This is a genomic window from Dietzia aerolata (assembly GCF_014144865.1).
Classification (GTDB): domain Bacteria; phylum Actinomycetota; class Actinomycetes; order Mycobacteriales; family Mycobacteriaceae; genus Dietzia; species Dietzia aerolata.
The window spans coordinates 1-15,369 of record NZ_JAALDM010000229.1 but is presented as its reverse complement, the minus strand read 5'-3'; the positions used below and the strand labels follow the sequence as shown (position 1 = coordinate 15,369).

General features: G+C 67.4%; 14 protein-coding genes. 7 read left to right on the top strand and 7 right to left on the bottom strand.

All coding sequences use genetic code 11. The features are described from left to right. The 3 genes from G6016_RS13415 to G6016_RS13405 all read left to right on the top strand — a co-directional run. Positions 1 to 978, top strand: a 978-nt coding sequence (locus tag G6016_RS13415) for a helix-turn-helix transcriptional regulator (protein ID WP_182633136.1), incomplete at its 5' end; no start/stop codon positions are given. After that, positions 975 to 1,382, top strand: a complete 408-nt coding sequence (locus tag G6016_RS13410) for a class I SAM-dependent methyltransferase (RefSeq protein ID WP_182633135.1) — start codon at positions 975 to 977, stop codon at positions 1,380 to 1,382. The genes G6016_RS13415 and G6016_RS13410, both read left to right, overlap by 4 nt. A gap of 1 nt (position 1,383) precedes the next feature. Further along, a complete protein-coding gene (locus G6016_RS13405; RefSeq protein ID WP_182633134.1) occupies positions 1,384 to 2,067 on the top strand; it encodes a TenA family protein in 684 nt (227 codons plus the stop codon). On the opposite strand, the gene poxB is transcribed toward G6016_RS13405, so the two are convergent. From poxB to G6016_RS13370, 7 genes are all read right to left on the bottom strand, one after another. Then, on the bottom strand, positions 2,050 to 3,771 hold the full coding sequence (gene poxB, locus G6016_RS13400) for a ubiquinone-dependent pyruvate dehydrogenase (protein WP_182633141.1): 1,722 nt from the start codon (positions 3,769 to 3,771) through the stop codon (positions 2,050 to 2,052). The genes G6016_RS13405 and poxB overlap by 18 nt on opposite strands. 133 nt (positions 3,772 to 3,904) lie before the next feature. Continuing rightward, positions 3,905 to 5,665 (bottom strand): sulfatase family protein, encoded by a 1,761-nt coding sequence (locus G6016_RS13395; RefSeq protein ID WP_182633133.1) that lies wholly within the window; start codon positions 5,663 to 5,665, stop codon positions 3,905 to 3,907. Between the two features lie 187 nt (positions 5,666 to 5,852). Next, the gene (locus tag G6016_RS13390; RefSeq protein ID WP_277815156.1) at positions 5,853 to 6,704 is read right to left on the bottom strand and encodes a class I adenylate-forming enzyme family protein; all 852 of its coding nucleotides are present in this window, start codon (positions 6,702 to 6,704) and stop codon (positions 5,853 to 5,855) included. Between the two features lie 251 nt (positions 6,705 to 6,955). Beyond that, positions 6,956 to 8,677 (bottom strand): MDR family MFS transporter, encoded by a 1,722-nt coding sequence (locus G6016_RS13385; RefSeq protein WP_182633132.1) that lies wholly within the window; start codon positions 8,675 to 8,677, stop codon positions 6,956 to 6,958. Further along, entirely contained in the window at positions 8,674 to 9,414 is a 741-nt protein-coding gene (locus G6016_RS13380; RefSeq protein WP_182633131.1) for a TetR family transcriptional regulator, read from the bottom strand. Before G6016_RS13380 ends, G6016_RS13385 begins: the two co-directional genes overlap by 4 nt. Before the next feature lie 100 nt (positions 9,415 to 9,514). Next, on the bottom strand, positions 9,515 to 10,609 hold the full coding sequence (locus tag G6016_RS13375) for a sensor histidine kinase (RefSeq protein ID WP_182633130.1): 1,095 nt from the start codon (positions 10,607 to 10,609) through the stop codon (positions 9,515 to 9,517). Then, complete coding sequence (locus tag G6016_RS13370; protein ID WP_182633140.1) at positions 10,606 to 11,322, bottom strand: response regulator; 717 nt, start codon at positions 11,320 to 11,322, stop codon at positions 10,606 to 10,608. Before G6016_RS13370 ends, G6016_RS13375 begins: the two co-directional genes overlap by 4 nt. A 210-nt stretch (positions 11,323 to 11,532) precedes the next feature. On the opposite strand from G6016_RS13370, the gene G6016_RS13365 reads away from it, so the two are divergent. The 4 genes from G6016_RS13365 to G6016_RS13350 form a co-directional block, all read left to right on the top strand. Then, a complete protein-coding gene (locus G6016_RS13365) occupies positions 11,533 to 11,712 on the top strand; it encodes a hypothetical protein (protein ID WP_182633129.1) in 180 nt (59 codons plus the stop codon). Beyond that, positions 11,702 to 13,255, top strand: coding sequence for a multicopper oxidase family protein (locus G6016_RS13360; RefSeq protein ID WP_182633128.1), 1,554 nt, complete (start codon positions 11,702 to 11,704; stop codon positions 13,253 to 13,255). The genes G6016_RS13365 and G6016_RS13360 overlap by 11 nt, the downstream gene beginning before the upstream one ends. 56 nt (positions 13,256 to 13,311) lie before the next feature. Continuing rightward, on the top strand, positions 13,312 to 13,944 hold the full coding sequence (locus G6016_RS13355) for a DUF305 domain-containing protein (RefSeq protein WP_182633127.1): 633 nt from the start codon (positions 13,312 to 13,314) through the stop codon (positions 13,942 to 13,944). 123 nt (positions 13,945 to 14,067) lie between these two features. Next, on the top strand, positions 14,068 to 15,369 hold a 1,302-nt coding region (locus G6016_RS13350; RefSeq protein WP_182633126.1), incomplete at its 3' end, for an HAD-IC family P-type ATPase.

Here is a 15,369-nt window from a genome sequence, read left to right as displayed (position 1 = left end):
ACGACGAGGTGTCTCGCCGGCACCGGAATTCAGCCGCCGGATCTCGCGGATGAGAACGCCTTGATCTGGGCGCATCAGGAGTTCACGGTGATCCGCACTCTGTCGGCCGAATTCGGGGGCCGGCCCGGGCTGGGTGCGGCCATCGGGGAGTTCTCGACGATCGGCCGCACCGGCGTGATCGGGTTCATGATGCTCGCCGGACCGACGGTGCGGGCCGCGATCGAGCGGGCGATCCCGTACCTCGCGCTGTCCCCGACGCACCTGCGTTTCTCGCTGGAGGAGCCTGGGCCTGGCGAGGGGGAGGGCGATGAGCCGGTCGTCTTTGTGGTGGCCGCCGACGACGAGGTCCCTCCCGACGTGCGCACCTTCGTGGTGGAACGCGACCTGGCCGGGCTCGCCGTGGCGTTCCGGGGCGCGCAGATCGACCTACGGCTCGTGGGGATCGAGACCACGCTGGGGGTGGAAAGTGCCGCAGCGTTGGCCGACGCGTGGGGGCTGGCCCCGACCGCGGTGGTGGCGAACCGCCCGACCAACCGGCTCGTCATTCCGCGCGAGCGTCTGGACGTGCGGCTGCCGCAGGCCGACGAGAACACGGCGCGACTGTTCGAGCAGCAGTGCCACGACGTGCTCGCTGCCCGCGTGGCTCGGGTGGGGGTCGCGGGACAGGTGCGTAGCCGACTGAGCCATGGGCGTGACGAGTGGCCGTCGATGGCGCAGGTGGCCGCTGACCTGCATGTCGACGAGCGGACACTGCGGCGCCGGCTGGCCGCGGAGGGCACGTCTTTCCGGCGCCTGACGGACGACGTGCGGCACGCCCACGCGCTGGAGTTGTTGGGCCAGGGCGCGGCGGTGGCCGAGGTGGCGCGGGAGCTCGGCTATGCGGAGACCGCGACGTTCACCCGATCGTTCACCAGGTGGGAGGGCGTCCCGCCGAGCCGGCGGCGGGAGCAGAGCCAGCGGCGGGAGCAGAGCCGGTGACGCGGGCGGCGCTCGAGGCCTACGGCCGCAGGTCCGAGGAGTACGTCGAGCTCGCGCTTCCGGATCCGGAGGCGAGCTTGGCGGGGGCTGTGGCCTGGTATTCGTTGATCCACCACGAGCCGGAGGAGCTGCTGATCGCGCTCCGGGAATTCGCGCGCGTCCTGCGGCCGGGTGGACAGCTGCTGGTCGGGTTCTTCCACGATCCGGGCCGGCCCGGCGCCGATGATCCGGGCGTGGAGCGGTTCGACCACGCCGTTGCGCCCGCGTACAGGTGGACGGTTGACGCACTCTCGGCGCAGCTGCGGATGGCAGACTTCGAGGTCGTCGAGACCCACACGAGGACCGGACCCGGCTACCGGCCGCACGGGGCGATCATCGCCGACCTGAAGATCGAGGAGACCTGAATTGACCCTATTCGAGACACTGAAGTCCCGCTGCGCAGCCGAGTGGGAGGCCTACACCCGGCATGACTTCGTGGAGCAGCTCGGCGCGGGAACCCTGCCGCTGCCGGTGTTCCAGGACTATCTGATCCAGGACTTCCACTTCCTCGTGCAGTTCGCCCGCGCCAACGCGCTGGCCACCTACAAGAGCCGTACGCTCGCCGACCTCACCGCCGCCCACGCCGCGACCGGGGCGATTCTCGCCGAGACCGAACTGCACCTCGGCCTCACCGAGCGCTGGGGTATCCCGCGCGCCGAGCTCGAAGCCGCGCCGGAGAAGCAGGCAACCGTCGCCTACACCCGCTACGTACTGGATGCCGGAATGGTCGGCACCGTGCTGGACCTGTCCGTGGCATTGGCACCGTGCACGATCGGCTACGCCGAGATCGGTGCCGCCCTCGCGCCGCGGCTGTCCGACCCGGCGGCCCACGACGCGAGCGGCGAGCATCCGTATGCCGAGTGGATCAGCGAGTACTCGGGGGAGGCGTTCACCGCCGCCTCGCACGCGGCGATCGCTCAGCTCGACGCGCTCTCAGTCGGTGGTCTGTCCGATTCCCGGCTGGATGAGCTCACCGAGGTGTTCCGCACGGCCACACGACTGGAGGCCGACTTCTGGCAGCAGGCGCTCGACTCAGAACAGCTGGCGTAGGTTCGCCTTGGCCAGATCGATGAGTTCGTCGCCGCGGCCCGAGAGCACGGTGCGCAGGGAGTAGAGGGTGAAGCCCTTGGCCTGGGCTGCGCTGATCGTCGGCGGGATGGTGAGCTCCTGACGTTCGGTCACCACGTCGAGGAGAGCCGGCCCGTCGTGGTTGAGGAACTGCTTGACCGCCTTGGGCAGGTCTTTGGACTTGTTCACCCGGAATCCGGCGAGCCCGCAGGCCTCGGCCACCTTGGAGAAGTCCGGATTGGTGAGGTCGGTGCCGTAGTTCACGAATCCGTCGGCCTTCATCTCCACCTCGACGAAGTTGTACGAGGAGTTGTTGAACACCACGACCTTCACCGGCAGGTCGTGCTGGACGAGCGTGAGCAACTCGCCCATCAGCATGGACAAGCCGCCGTCACCGGCGAGGGCGATGATCTGGCGACCGGGCGCCGCGGATTGGGCGCCGATCGCCTGGGACAGGGCGTTGGCCATTGAGCCGTGGGTGAAGGAACCGATGATCCGGCGCCGCCCGTTCATCGTCAGATAGCGCGCCGCCCAGATGACTGGGCTGCCGACGTCGGGGAGAAACACCGCGTCCTCGCTGGCGGCCTCGTCGATCAATCGCGTCAGGTACTGCGGGTGAATGGTCCGCTTGGACGGGGTGGCGAGGTCGTCCAGCGTCCGGCGGGTCTTGGTGTAGTGCTTCACGGCGTCGTCGAGATGCTTGCGGTCGCTGTGGGTACGCAGCAGGGGCAGGAGGGCACGGATGGTCTCCGCGACGCCGCCGACCAGCGGCACCTCGACGGGTGTCCGACGACCGATCCGCTCACCCCGGATGTCGACCTGGATCACGGTGGCCTCGGGGTAGAACTGCTCGTACGGCAGGTCGGAACCCAGGACGAGCAGCGTCTCCGCGGACATCATCGCGCGGTAACCGGAGGAGAACCCGAGGAGTCCGGTCATCCCCACGTCGTACGGGTTGTCGTACTCGACCCACTCTTTGCCGCGCATCGCGTGGACGATCGGGGCCTTCAGCCGCTCGGCGATCTCCAAGAGCTCGTCGTGCGCACCGGCACAGCCGGCACCGGCGAGGATAGTGACGTCCTCGCAGCCGTCGAGCGCCTCGGCGGCCCGCGCGAGGTCCTCTTTCGCCGGGACCACGTGGCTCGTCGTGGGTCGGATCGCGGCCACCTCGGCGGTGACCTCCTCGAGGGCGACGTCGCCGGGCAGGACGAGCACGGCGACGCCGCGCTTCTCGATCGCTGCCCGCATCGCGATCCGCAGTAGCCGCGGCGCCTGCGCCGCCGTCGAGACGTGCTCGACGTACACGCTGCATTCGCGAAACAACTCCTGGGGATGAGTCTCCTGGAAGTAGCCGGTCCCGATCTCATGCGACGGGATGTGGGAGGCCAGCGCGAGGACCGGGACGCCCGACCGCTGGGCGTCGAACAGGCCGTTGATCAGGTGCAGGTTGCCCGGCCCGCACGAGCCGGCGCACACCGTGAGCTTCCCGGTCAGCGCGGCCTCGGCCGAGGCGGCGAACGCCGCTGCCTCCTCGTGTCGGGTGACGGTCCACTCCACACCGTCGACGTCCCGGATCGCGTCCGTGACGGCGTTGAGTGAGTCCCCGGGCAGACCGTAGACGCGGTCGACGTCGGAGGCGTGGAGGGTGTCGATGATGTGGCGAGCGACCGTACTGCGTGTGGGCATGGGTGACTCCGCATCCCTGGTGACGTCGTCGCCGTAGGGCCGGGTCGGCCCAACGGCCATGACCCGACCCTACGACGTTCGCGCGCGAAGGGGGACCGATCCCGATCGCCTCGAACTCAGGAACGGCGGATGCTCAGGAGCCGACTGACCCCAGTGAGCTTGATGGGAGAGGCAGGGTCTCGGGCATCCCGGCCGGGGTGGTGCCCTTCTCCGCCATCACCTCGATCAGCCGCGGCAGCATCTCGGCGAGCATGTCCGCGCGGAACTTGAACGGGGCAGACGGCGCCGCCAGATTGTTCAACTCGAGCGGATCGGCCACCAGGTCATACATCTCAAACACGGGGGGCTCGACCCAGTCCGGGTCGTAGTACATGGAGAGCTTGCGGCCACGCTCACGGATGGTGCGGAGATGATTGGGTTGAGTGATGGTGTCCTGGCTGTCCGGCTGGCCGACCGACCAGTCGTCGAACGTGAAGTGGATGACGTCCTGGACCTCCACCGTCGGAGCGCCCGTTGAGGTCGCGGCGTCCTCGATGATCGGTGACAGGTCCTTGCCCTTGAAGTCGTAGTTGGTGAGGGCGTCGGCCGGAACATCGGCGATGGTCGCGAGCGTGGGCATGAGATCAATCAGGGTGGACATCGCATCGGTCGTCTTGCCCTGCGAGAACAGCCTCGGATTGCTGATCACCATGGGAACGAGCAGGGTTTCTTCGTAGGCGTTGAAGGCCTTCTGCCGCATTCCGCCGTGGGACATCCCCATTTCACCGTGGTCGGCGATATGGATGATGATGGTCTCCTCCCGCAAGCCCTTTTTTTCGATGGCGTCGATCACCGCACCGATGTGCGCGTCCACCTCCTGCTGCATGAAGGCGTAGAGGTTGCAGTAGTTGCGAGCCTCCTCCTCGGAGCGCAACGGTCCCAAGCCGACGTTGGAGGCCACGTTGAGCTGCGTCTGCGCCCGGGGCTTGTGGTTGAGCGCGAGCACCTCGTTGAAGGTGGGCGGCAGGTCGATGCCCATCTGGAAGCACTCGGGGGCGTCTGCTTCGTAGTTGTTTAGTTTGTCGGGCGACGGGTCGTCCCAGGAATTTGGATAAGCCAAGATGTCGTGGGGATTGGCGAAGCTCGCGACCAGCGCGAACGGCGTGTCCGAGTTCGGGTCGACGGAGTTCACGAATGCGACCGCCTCATCGGCATAGCGTTGGTCGTGGTTGGCGTAACCGCCGGCGAAGTTCTCCGGCTTGATGTCCTGGCCGGCCTCGGGCGGGACCCATCCCTTGAAGCCGAAACTCTCAAGATCCGCGGTGGTGGGATCCCCACCGTCCTTGCCCTTGCTGATGTGCCATTTGCCCCGGTAGTGGACGTCGTAGCCGGCCGAGGCCAGCAGGCTGGCCATGTTCGGGGTGCTCGGTTTCAGCGTGGGCTCGTCTGGCGACAGTGCGCCGTCGGCCGTGAGCGTGCGGGTCACGCCGTGCTGGGACGGGTACATGCCGGTGAACAGGGAACTCCGGCTCGGCGAGCACATGGCGGTGTTGCAGGAGGCGAAGTTGAAGGACAGGCCGGAGTCGATGAGGCGCTGCCGATGTGGAAGATGGTCCCGGCCCCAGCCCTCGGGCCAGTGCTGCGGACGGCGTTCCTGGTCGGTGATGATCAGAACGATGTTGGGCTTTGAGCGGATTTTGCCTCCGCCCACCGCTGCCGAGGCGTGAGGTGTGGTGCCGGGTAGAGCGGAGGAGCCGAAGGCCGCGCCCGCCGCGCCAGCGGCGACCATGAGTCCGGTTCCACCGAGGAACGTGCGCCGGGGAATGCCGGAGTCGGCAGTGGGAGAAGGAGGGCACGCGGAGGATTCCGTGGGACTGGGAGTGAGGCGGGCGGAGGAGGGGGTGTGAGCAGACATCGAGGAGCCCTTGTGCGTTGAGGAGACATGCATATCGCAACTGGGTGCTATTCCCGCCGGGCATAGTGAAGATCTCTTGAAAATAGCAGGGCACCCGCCACTATCAGTCCGAATCGGCGCTGGCAGTGGCGGGTGTGGCGGGTGTTCTCGTGAGGGGTTCTGGCGGGGATTCTGCCGGTTCAGCTCCTCACGCTGAGATGGTGTCTCGCAGTACGTGCTTGAGGATCTTTCCGGAGGGGTTGCGGGGGATGGGCCGGGTGATGAGTTCGCGGGGAAGTTTGTAGTCGGCGATGTACTCCGCACCGTGCTCGCGCAGTGATTCGAGGGTGACGTCGCGTCCCTCGACCGGGGTGACCACGGCGATGATGCTTTCCCCGAACACCTCGTCCGGGCGGCCCACGATCGCGATGTCGGCGACGTCGGGGTGACTTGCCAGTGCCTGCTCGACCTCGACGGAGTACACGTTGCGGCCGCCCGTGATGATCATGTCCTTCATCCGGTCGACGATGGTGATGTAGCCATCGGCGTCGCGCACGGCGATGTCGCCGCTGTGCAGCCAGCCGTCCCGGAGCGTCTCGGCGGTGGCCTCCGGCTTGTTCCAGTACGACTTCATGATGGTCTGGCCTCGGTAGATGATCTCGCCGGGCTCGCCGACCGCGGTGTCGTTGCCGTCCAGGTCGACGATCCGGGTCTCGACGTTCGTGATGGAGGTGCGGCCCACCGCGTCGGGCCGCTCGCGCACCTCGTCCGGGGTCAGGAAAATCCCTGTCGGGCCGCCCTCGGTCTGGCCGCACAGTTGGTAGAAGCCGACGTGGGGCTTGGCCGCGGCCAGCGCGGTCACGGCGCTCGGCGGCATGGGGGCCGCACCGAAGTAGCCCAGACGCCAGTCGGGCAGCTCTCTCGAGGCGAACTCCGGGTCCTGGAGGAGGAACTGGTACATGGTGGGCACGCCGAGGAACACGGTGATGCGATGCTTCTCCATGGCGTCGATGACCGCCCGCGGCTCGAAGGCCGGGAGCACGACGTGGGTGGTGCCCAGGCTGGCGCTGGCCCCTTAAGCGTCTGATGCGTCAGTTACGCGCCTGCGTCGGCGGGAAAACCGGCCGCTGTACGTAAACCGTGCAATCTAAACGCCTGTATGGTCTCAGCTTTACGGTCTCGGTATGGCGACTTGATCAGACGGCACGGTCTGCGGGTGTATCCGTGGCGACGCTTGCCGTGGCCTTGCCGTGGCCCAGCGATCACTCTCGGTCTGGGGGAGTGATCGCTGGTCTTGGGAGGAGAGGCTCGTTACGCCGGCTCGGGTGTGGAATCGCCGGTGGGGCTGATGGTGACGTTGTCGTCGTCGTGATCTTGGTCTTGGTCTTGTAAAGAACCGTCGCTCCCACCGGCGGCTTGGCCCGTGCCGTCGTCCCACACGGCCTCGCCCCGGGCGATCATTCCGGCCTCGTCGCTGAGCTTGACCTGGGGCAGGAAGAACGCGAATAGCAGCGCCACGGCCAGGACGGGGACGATGAACCACAGCGCCGGGGCCAGGGCGTTGGCGTAGGAATCGACGATGCCCTGGTGGAGCGGGTCGGGCAGGGTTGCCACGAACGCCGGGGTGACCCCGCTAGGGTTGAGGCCCGCGGCCATGGCCTGCTCCGGGTTGGCGGCGACCGTCTCGGTGAGGTTGTCGATGAGACGGCCCGTGAACAGCGAGCCGAACCAGGCGGTGCCGATCGCCGCGCCGATCTCGCGGAAGTAGTTGTTCGAACTGGTGGCGACGCCCACCTCGTGCGGGTCCACCGCGTTCTGCACGGCCAGCACGATGACCTGCATGACCAGGCCCAGGCCCGCGCCGAAGAACAGCAGCATGCCCATGATCTGCCAGATCGGGGTGGAGCCGGTCATCTGCGTCATCACCATGACCGTGACGGTGGTCAGGGCCATACCGACGATCGGGTAGATGCGGTATTTGCCGGTCTTGGTGATGGCGATGCCGGAGCCGATCGAGGTGGCCATGAGGCCGACCATCATCGGGATCATGAGCAGGCCCGAGCCGGCGGCCGAGGTGCCGGTGGACATCTGCAGGAACGTGGGGACGAAGCCGATCGCCGCGAACATCGCCACGCCCAGGATGAACGCGATGACGGTGGCCACGATGAACACGCGACCGGTGAACAGGTGTAGAGGCAGGATCGGCTCGTCCGCGCGCCGCTCCACCAGCACCAGGGCGATGACGCTGGCGACCGTGCCGATGATCATGGCGATCATGCCGGGCGAATCCCAGGCCAGCTGGTCGCCGCCGAGGTCGGTGACGAGCACCAGGCCGGCGGTGCCCAGGACCATGAACAGGATGCCCGCCCAGTCGAGTTTGGCGGTGCTGTGCTTGACGGGCAGCTTCATGAACTTCCACGCCAGTACGAACGCGATGATGCCGATCGGCACGTTGATCCAGAAGCACCACCGCCAGTGCGCGGTGTCGGTGAAGAAGCCGCCGAGCAGCGGGCCTGCGACGGCGGAGATGCCGAAGATAGCGCCCATCGGGCCCATGTACTTGCCGCGCTCGGAGGCCGGGACGATGTCGGCGATGATCGCCTGCGACAGGATCATCAGTCCGCCGCCGCCCAGGCCCTGCACACCGCGCCAGGCCACGAGCTCCCAGAAACCGGCCTCGGTGGCGGGGTCGGTGAAGAAGCCGGCCGAGCCGGAGCCGATCGAGCCGATCGTGAAGATCGCGATCGCCGTCAGGAAGAGGTTGCGGCGGCCGAAGAGGTCGCCGAATTTGCCGTACAGCGGCATGGTGATGGCCACGGCGAGGATGTAGATCGTGATGATCCACGCCTGGTGCTGGACGCCGTTGAGCTCGCCGACGATGGTCGGCATGGCCGGGCCCAGGATCGACTGGTCGAGTGAGGCGAGGAACATGCCCGCCATGAGGGCGCCGAAGATGATCCAGACCGTACGCGGGGTGAGCGTCATCGGATCGTCCCCGGTCGGCGCGGGTTGCGCCGTCGAGGTGCTGGTCATGAGGTTGTCGGTCCTTCTTCTGTGGGGTGGGCTTCTGTGGTGGCGGGGCTTGCGAACGCCGAGTGGAGGAGTCCGAAGTAGTGGGCGACCTGGTCGGCCATCGGGGTGACCGTGCGGCCCGCGCGGGCGGACTGCATGGCCGTCTGCGTGAGCCCCAGCGCGACGCTCAGTCCGACCCGGGCCCGGTCGCGCTCGGCCTCGTCGGCGTAGCGCGTGGTCAGGGCGGCCTCGAACTCGGCGCCGACCGCGGTCATGGTCGCGTGGAGCGTGCCGTACAGCGACTGGTCCCGCTCGAGCGCCGCCTTCATCAGGTCGTCGTCGGCGGAGGCGTCCGCGTCGGCGTCCGAGTCGCGGAGGAAGTCCAGCATTGCGTCCCGGATCCGCAGGATCGGGTCGGCGGAGGGGGAGGGGACGACGACGTCGTCGTTCACCCCGGTCCCGCGTGCGTCGGCCCGCGGACCGTCGAAGAGCGTCGACATCAGTCGGCGGAACCGGTCGGCCCCCAGGTGGACGACCGCCTCATCCTTGGAATCGAAGTAGTTGAAGAACGTGCGGGGTGAGACACCGGCGCGGGCGGCGATCGCCTCCACGGTGGTGCCGTGCAGGCCCTCCTCGGCGGCGAGGAGCAGTGCCGCACGGGCGAGGTCTGCGCGGGTGCGGGCCTTCTTGGCTTCGCGGAGGCCGGACGGTGCCGGGTCGGCGGGGGCGCTGGCGTCGAGGGGGTCGTCGGGGTGCACCAGACGATAATGCGCTCAAGTTGCAGTCACTGCAAGTTTGCAGAGCATGCAATTTTGTGAAGCGTGTCACGTTCACCAGAGGTCGTCCGCGAGCGGCCGGCTACGTGATCGGGAGGTCAATCACGAATAGTGCCCCGCGTCCGGGTCCGTCGCTGGTCGCGCGGATACGCCCGCCGTGGGCCTCTACGAGGGCTCGGCTGATGGTCAAACCGATCCCGCTGCCACCGTGCTGTCGGTCCCGGGCGGTGTCGACCCGATAGAAGCGGTCGAAGATGTGGTCCAGATGCTCGGGGGCGATGCCCTCGCCGGTGTCGGTGACGGCAATCTGCGCGTATCCGTGCAGCGAGCGGCTGGATACGGTGACGGTTCCGCCACCAGCGGTGTGGCGGAGTGCATTGTGGAGGAGGTTGCCGAGCACCTGATTGATCCGGTCGGCGTCGACGGTGATCGGGACGGGACGGCCGAGGTCGGAGAGGATCTCCACGCCCTTGTCCGCGTATTCGGGTCGGATCGCGTCGACCGCTTCCGCGATGACGCTGTGGGTGTCGGTCTCGGCGGTGACGAGGCGGGTGAGGTGCTCCTCGGCGAGCGAGACGGCGCCGACGTCGTGGGCGAGTCGCTCCAGACGTCCGGTGGCCGTTCGCAGGATGGTCAGCGTGGCCGGGTCAAGGTCGCGGACCCCGTCCTCAACCGCTTCCAGGTGGGATTCGATCGTCGCGAGAGGCGTCCGCATCTCGTGCGCGAGGTCCGAGAGCATCCGTCTGCGGGTCGTCTCGGTGGCGTCGAGTCTGCGGGCGAGCTCGTTGAAACTGCCAACGAGTTCGTCGAACTCGCGGCCGATTCCCGGTTTGTTGACGCGTGTCCCGTACTGGCCGGCCGCGACCTCGCGGACGGAGTGCGTCACGGGTGAGATGGACCGGAGTAGGCGCCGCGTCATGTATCCGCTGACGAGTAGCGACAGGATCAGGGAGACGGCCAGGGCGACCGCCCACGACAAGGCCATCGAGGAACGGAACGCCTCCTCCATGTGGGCCGCCTCGGAGGAGTCCTGGGACAGTCCCGCCATCTCGAGATGATCGTGGAAAATCCCCGGGGCGAGGAGCGCACCCACGACCCAGGCGCTGATGGCGAAGCCGACCGTGACCAGCGCGAGTGCCGCCAGAAGGCGCGTTCCGAAACTGGTGCGCTCGCTCATCGTCCATCCCCTGTTCGGTAGCCGACACCGCGGACGGTGCGGACGTAGGCTCCGCGCGCGGCGGTGTCGCCGAGCTTTCGCCGGAGATGGCCGATGTGGACGTCGACCAGGTGCGTGTCCCCGATCCAGTCGGCGCCCCAGATCGCGGCGATGAGTTGTTCGCGGGTCAGCACGACGCCGGGATCCCGCGTGAGTGTGGCCAGCAGGTCGAACTCGGTCCTGGTCAGCCGGACCGGGGTGCCGTCGACGGTGACCTCGTGACCGTCGACGTCCAGGGTGAGCGCGCCGATGGTCCGCAGATCCCGGGGCCGCTCGGCCGTGCCCGCGGCGGTCGAACTGGTCGGGGTGCCCAGCGATCCGGTGGTCCGGGGGCGGCGCAGCATGACCTGGATGCGGGCCATGAGTTCGCGTGGGCTGAACGGCTTGGCCATGTAGTCGTCGGCCCCGACGGACAGCCCGATGAGTGTGTCGACCTCCTCGGCGCGGGCGGTGAGCATGACGACGTACGCGTCGGAGAAGGTGCGCAGTTGGCGGCACACCTCGATCCCGTCGAGCCCGGGTAGTCCGAGATCGAGTACCACCACGTCCGGGTCGACCTCTCGGATGAGGCCGACGGCGGCATGGCCATCATGCGCGGTCGAGACGTCGAACCCGTCGCGCGTGAGGTAGCTGCCGATGAGGTCGGCGATCTCCGGTTCGTCCTCGACGATCATCGCCCGTAGCTGAGGTGCGGTCATGGATCCATCATCGCCATGTCGCTGTTCCTGACACGTGTCGCGGGCGCGAACTTCATCAGACCTTGACGAAATCCTCATCCGAATCCTGGGGTGGGCGTTCGAGACTGGTTCTCGATGGCCCGGTCCGCCGCGGGCCGGGAAGAGGCGGCACCACGCCGATGCGACGAAGCACCGAGAGGGGGCGACATGACCTGGATCGACGTAGTGCTCCTGGTCGCGTTCGTCGTTGTCCTGTGGGGGCTCGTCGTGACTCTGCTGATCAGCGTGCTCGGTGGGGTGCGTGGCCGGCGGGTTGCCGACGCAACAGTGGGAACGAGCCGGTCACGTGGAGCGGCTGACGCTGTCGAGGGGCTTCATGAGCGATGAATGCCAGTGGCGCGCTGTCCAGCCACGCAGTGTGTCGTCGTCGTTCTCGCGCCGTGCATTCCTGTTTGGCTCACTCCTCGCCGGTGCCGGGGCTCTGGCCGCGTGTACAGGTCCGGGCACCGCTACAGGTAACCGGGTGATGGGCTCCTCGGACCTGGTGCGTCGTCTTGAAGAGGGGCGTCGCTTTCCCGGGCAGAAGGTGGTCGCCACGCGGCTGACGGCCCGCCCGGTCGACGTGGATCTCGGCGGACGACTGGCCACCACCTGGGCCTATGACGACCAGTTGCCGGGCCCACTCATCCGTGCCAGGGCTGGAGAAAGGCTGCAGATTGTTGTCGACAACCGGTTGCCCGAGGATTCCAGCGTGCACTGGCACGGAATCGCCATGCGCAATGACATGGACGGGGTGCCCGGGCTAACGCAGGAGCCGATTGCTCCCGGCTCGAGGTTCACCTACGACTTCACCGCCCCGGATCCGGGCACGTATTTTTACCACTCCCATTCGGGACTGCAGCTGGATCGCGGACTGTACGGCGTGGTGCTCATTGATGATCCGGAAGATCCGGGGGATTACGACAACGAATGGGTTGTGGTCCTGGACGACTGGCTCGATGGGATGGGGCGCACGCCGGACGATGTCTCCCGTGACCTGGGGATCGGCGCTGGCGGCGGCGCCGTCAGCGGCTCAGGCAATCTCGGGGGGCGGCACGGCATGATGAACATGTACGGCGGCGATGGCTCGATGATGTCGCCGATCCTCGGCAGCGCGGGGGATGTCAGCTATCCGACCTATCTGATCAATGGACGACCCTCCGAGGACATGCAGGTCTGGAATGCATCTCCGGGGGACCGGGTCAGGATCAGATTCGTCAACGCGGGGGCTGACACCGCCTTCCGGGTGGCGCTGGGAGGGCACCGGATGACCGTCACCCACACGGACGGCTTCCCGGTTATGCCGGTCGAGACCGACTCCCTGTTGATCGGCATGGGAGAACGTTTCGACGTCATGGTCACTCTCGGCGACGGAGCCTTTCCGATGTACGCCGACGCCGAAGGGAAGGCCGGACACGCTCGGGCCCTCGTCCGCACTGCGATGGGTGACGTGCCGAATCAGTCGAGGCCCGATGAGTTGGACCGATCGCCACTGCTGGGTACGGACCTCTCGCCGGCTGAAGAGGTGCGGCTTCCGGGAAAGGGGCATGACCGCTACCTCAGCGTCGACCTCGGCGGATCGATGTCTCCGTACAGGTGGACTCTCAATGGGCGGGCGCATCCCGACTCGGCGCCGCTCGAGGTAAACGGTGGCGAACGGGTGCGGATCCGGTTGCGAAATATGTCTGACATGTTCCATCCGATGCACCTCCACGGACACACATTCGCGCTCGCGGACAGCGGACTCCGCAAGGACACCGTCACAATCCGCCCGATGCGCAGCATCGAGATCGAGTTCGACACGGACAACCCCGGCCAGTGGGCGATGCACTGTCATAACGCCTATCACCAGGAAGCCGGAATGATGACCACACTGTCCTACCTCGCTTGACCGGCCAGGTAGTCAAACCGCGGGCCCGAAGGTCTGCCGAAGAAAGGTACCCACAGATGAATCGACAGAAGCTTGTACTGACCGCCGCTGCCGCCGTAGCCGTGCTGGGATTGTCCGCGTGCACCGGCGATGAGAGTGGCACGGAGAGCGAGACCACTACCGCTGTCCAAACCACGGCGAGCAGCGAGAGTGCCACGAGTACGTCGGAGGTGTCGTCACAGCACTCCGAGGCCGACGTGATGTTCGCCCAGATGATGCTGCCGCACCACGAGCAGGCCATCGAGATGAGCGACATCATCCTGGCCAAGGACGGGGTCCCTGCCGAGGTCACCACGCTCGCGGAGGAGATCAAGGCCGCACAGGGGCCGGAGATCGCGCAGCTGACCGAGTGGCTCGAGCAGTGGGGCGAGCCGATGATGCCGGAGGGAGACCACGGCGGCCATGACATGTCGCAGATGGAGGGCATGCTCTCCGAGGAGGACCTGCAGGAGCTCTCCGACGCACCCGGACCCGAGGCCGCGGACCTGTTCCTGGAGCAGATGATCGCCCACCACGAGGGCGCGGTGGCCATGGCGGAGGACGAGGTGGAGGACGGGAGTTACCAGCCGGCGATCGACATGGCCCGGACGATTATCGAGACCCAGCAGGCGGAGATCGACGAGATGCAGGGGCTGCTCGACGGGCAGTAGTCGCGCGCCGGGCGCTCTGTTCTGGGGCTTCTTCCCGGGACTGGCTGAGGACGACAGGAAAATACCCCCCTGGGGTATGTTTGGCGCTGTGTGGAACACCCGGACCGAGATGAAGGGGGAACGATGACGACCGAGCACGGCCATCACGAGCAGGGCCATCATGCGCACGAGGCGCACCAGGCGCATGAGGCCCATGGCCCGCACGCGGGGCACGACCCGCACGAGGTGCACGCGGGGCACGACCCGCACGCGGGGCATGCGGGACACAGTGATCATGCTGGTCACGGCGGCCACGGCCACCACGGCCACCACGTCCAGGTGTTCCGGCGCCTGTTCTGGATCATGCTCGCGCTGGGCATCCCGACCGTCGCGTTCTCGCCGATGTTCGCCATGCTGCTCGGCTACGAGGTCACAGGCTGGGGCCTGTGGGTCGCGCCGATCCTGGGCACCGTCATGTACGTCTGGGGCGGCCAACCCTTCCTCACTGGCGGCTGGGACGAGATCAAGGCCCGCCAACCGGGGATGATGCTGCTGATCAGCCTCGGCATCACAGTCGCATTCGTCGCCTCGTGGGGCTCGACGCTCGGCCTGCTCGGTCACGAGCTCGAATTCTGGTGGGAACTCGCGCTGCTGATCGTCATCATGCTGCTCGGCCACTGGGTGGAAATGCGCTCCCTCGCCCAGACCAGCTCGGCCCTCGACTCCCTGGCAGCACTGTTGCCGGATGAAGCCGAGAAGGTTGACGACGACGACGTCGTCATCGTCTCGCCCGCCGACCTCCGCGTGGGGGACGTTGTGATCATCCGACCCGGTGGCAGCGTTCCCGCCGACGGTGTGGTGGTGCAGGGCACGGCAAGCATGGACGAGTCGATGATCACCGGCGAATCGCAGACCGTTCGGCGCTCCGAGGGGGACACCGTGGTCGCCGGCACGGTCGCCACCGACTCCGGGATGCGCGTGCGGATCAGCGCGGTCGGCAGCGACACCGCGCTGGCAGGTATTCAGAAACTCGTCGAGGACGCCCAGAACTCCTCCTCCCGTGCGCAGCGGATCGCCGACAAGGCGGCGGCGTGGCTGTTCTGGTTCGCGCTCGGCGCGGCACTGATCACTGTCGTCGTCTGGCTGCTCGTCGGCACCCCGGAGCAGGCCGTGATCCGCGTGATCACGGTGTTGGTCATCGCGTGTCCGCACGCGCTGGGGCTGGCGATCCCGCTGGTCGTCTCGATCGCCACCGAGCGCGCGGCCCGCGGCGGCGTGCTCATCAAGGACCGGCTCGCGCTGGAGAGCATGCGCACGGTCGACGCCGTCCTGTTCGACAAGACCGGCACCCTGACCAAGGGCGCGCCCGCCGTCACCGCGGTGCACGCCGCTGCCGGGGCTGCTGGCGCAACCGGGGCTGCAGGGGCTGTCGGGGCCGCCGGTGCC

Coding starts and splice junctions, on each gene's coding strand:
- G6016_RS13395 (WP_182633133.1), bottom strand. CDS start 5,665: ATGTCTGCTCACACCCCCTCCTCCGCCCGCCTCACTCCCAGTCCCACG.
- G6016_RS13375 (WP_182633130.1), bottom strand. CDS start 10,609: ATGAGCGAGCGCACCAGTTTCGGAACGCGCCTTCTGGCGGCACTCGCG.
- G6016_RS13385 (WP_182633132.1), bottom strand. CDS start 8,677: ATGACCAGCACCTCGACGGCGCAACCCGCGCCGACCGGGGACGATCCG.
- poxB (WP_182633141.1), bottom strand. CDS start 3,771: ATGCCCACACGCAGTACGGTCGCTCGCCACATCATCGACACCCTCCAC.
- G6016_RS13370 (WP_182633140.1), bottom strand. CDS start 11,322: ATGATCGTCGAGGACGAACCGGAGATCGCCGACCTCATCGGCAGCTAC.
- G6016_RS13360 (WP_182633128.1), top strand. CDS start 11,702: ATGAGCGATGAATGCCAGTGGCGCGCTGTCCAGCCACGCAGTGTGTCG.
- G6016_RS13355 (WP_182633127.1), top strand. CDS start 13,312: ATGAATCGACAGAAGCTTGTACTGACCGCCGCTGCCGCCGTAGCCGTG.
- G6016_RS13365 (WP_182633129.1), top strand. CDS start 11,533: ATGACCTGGATCGACGTAGTGCTCCTGGTCGCGTTCGTCGTTGTCCTG.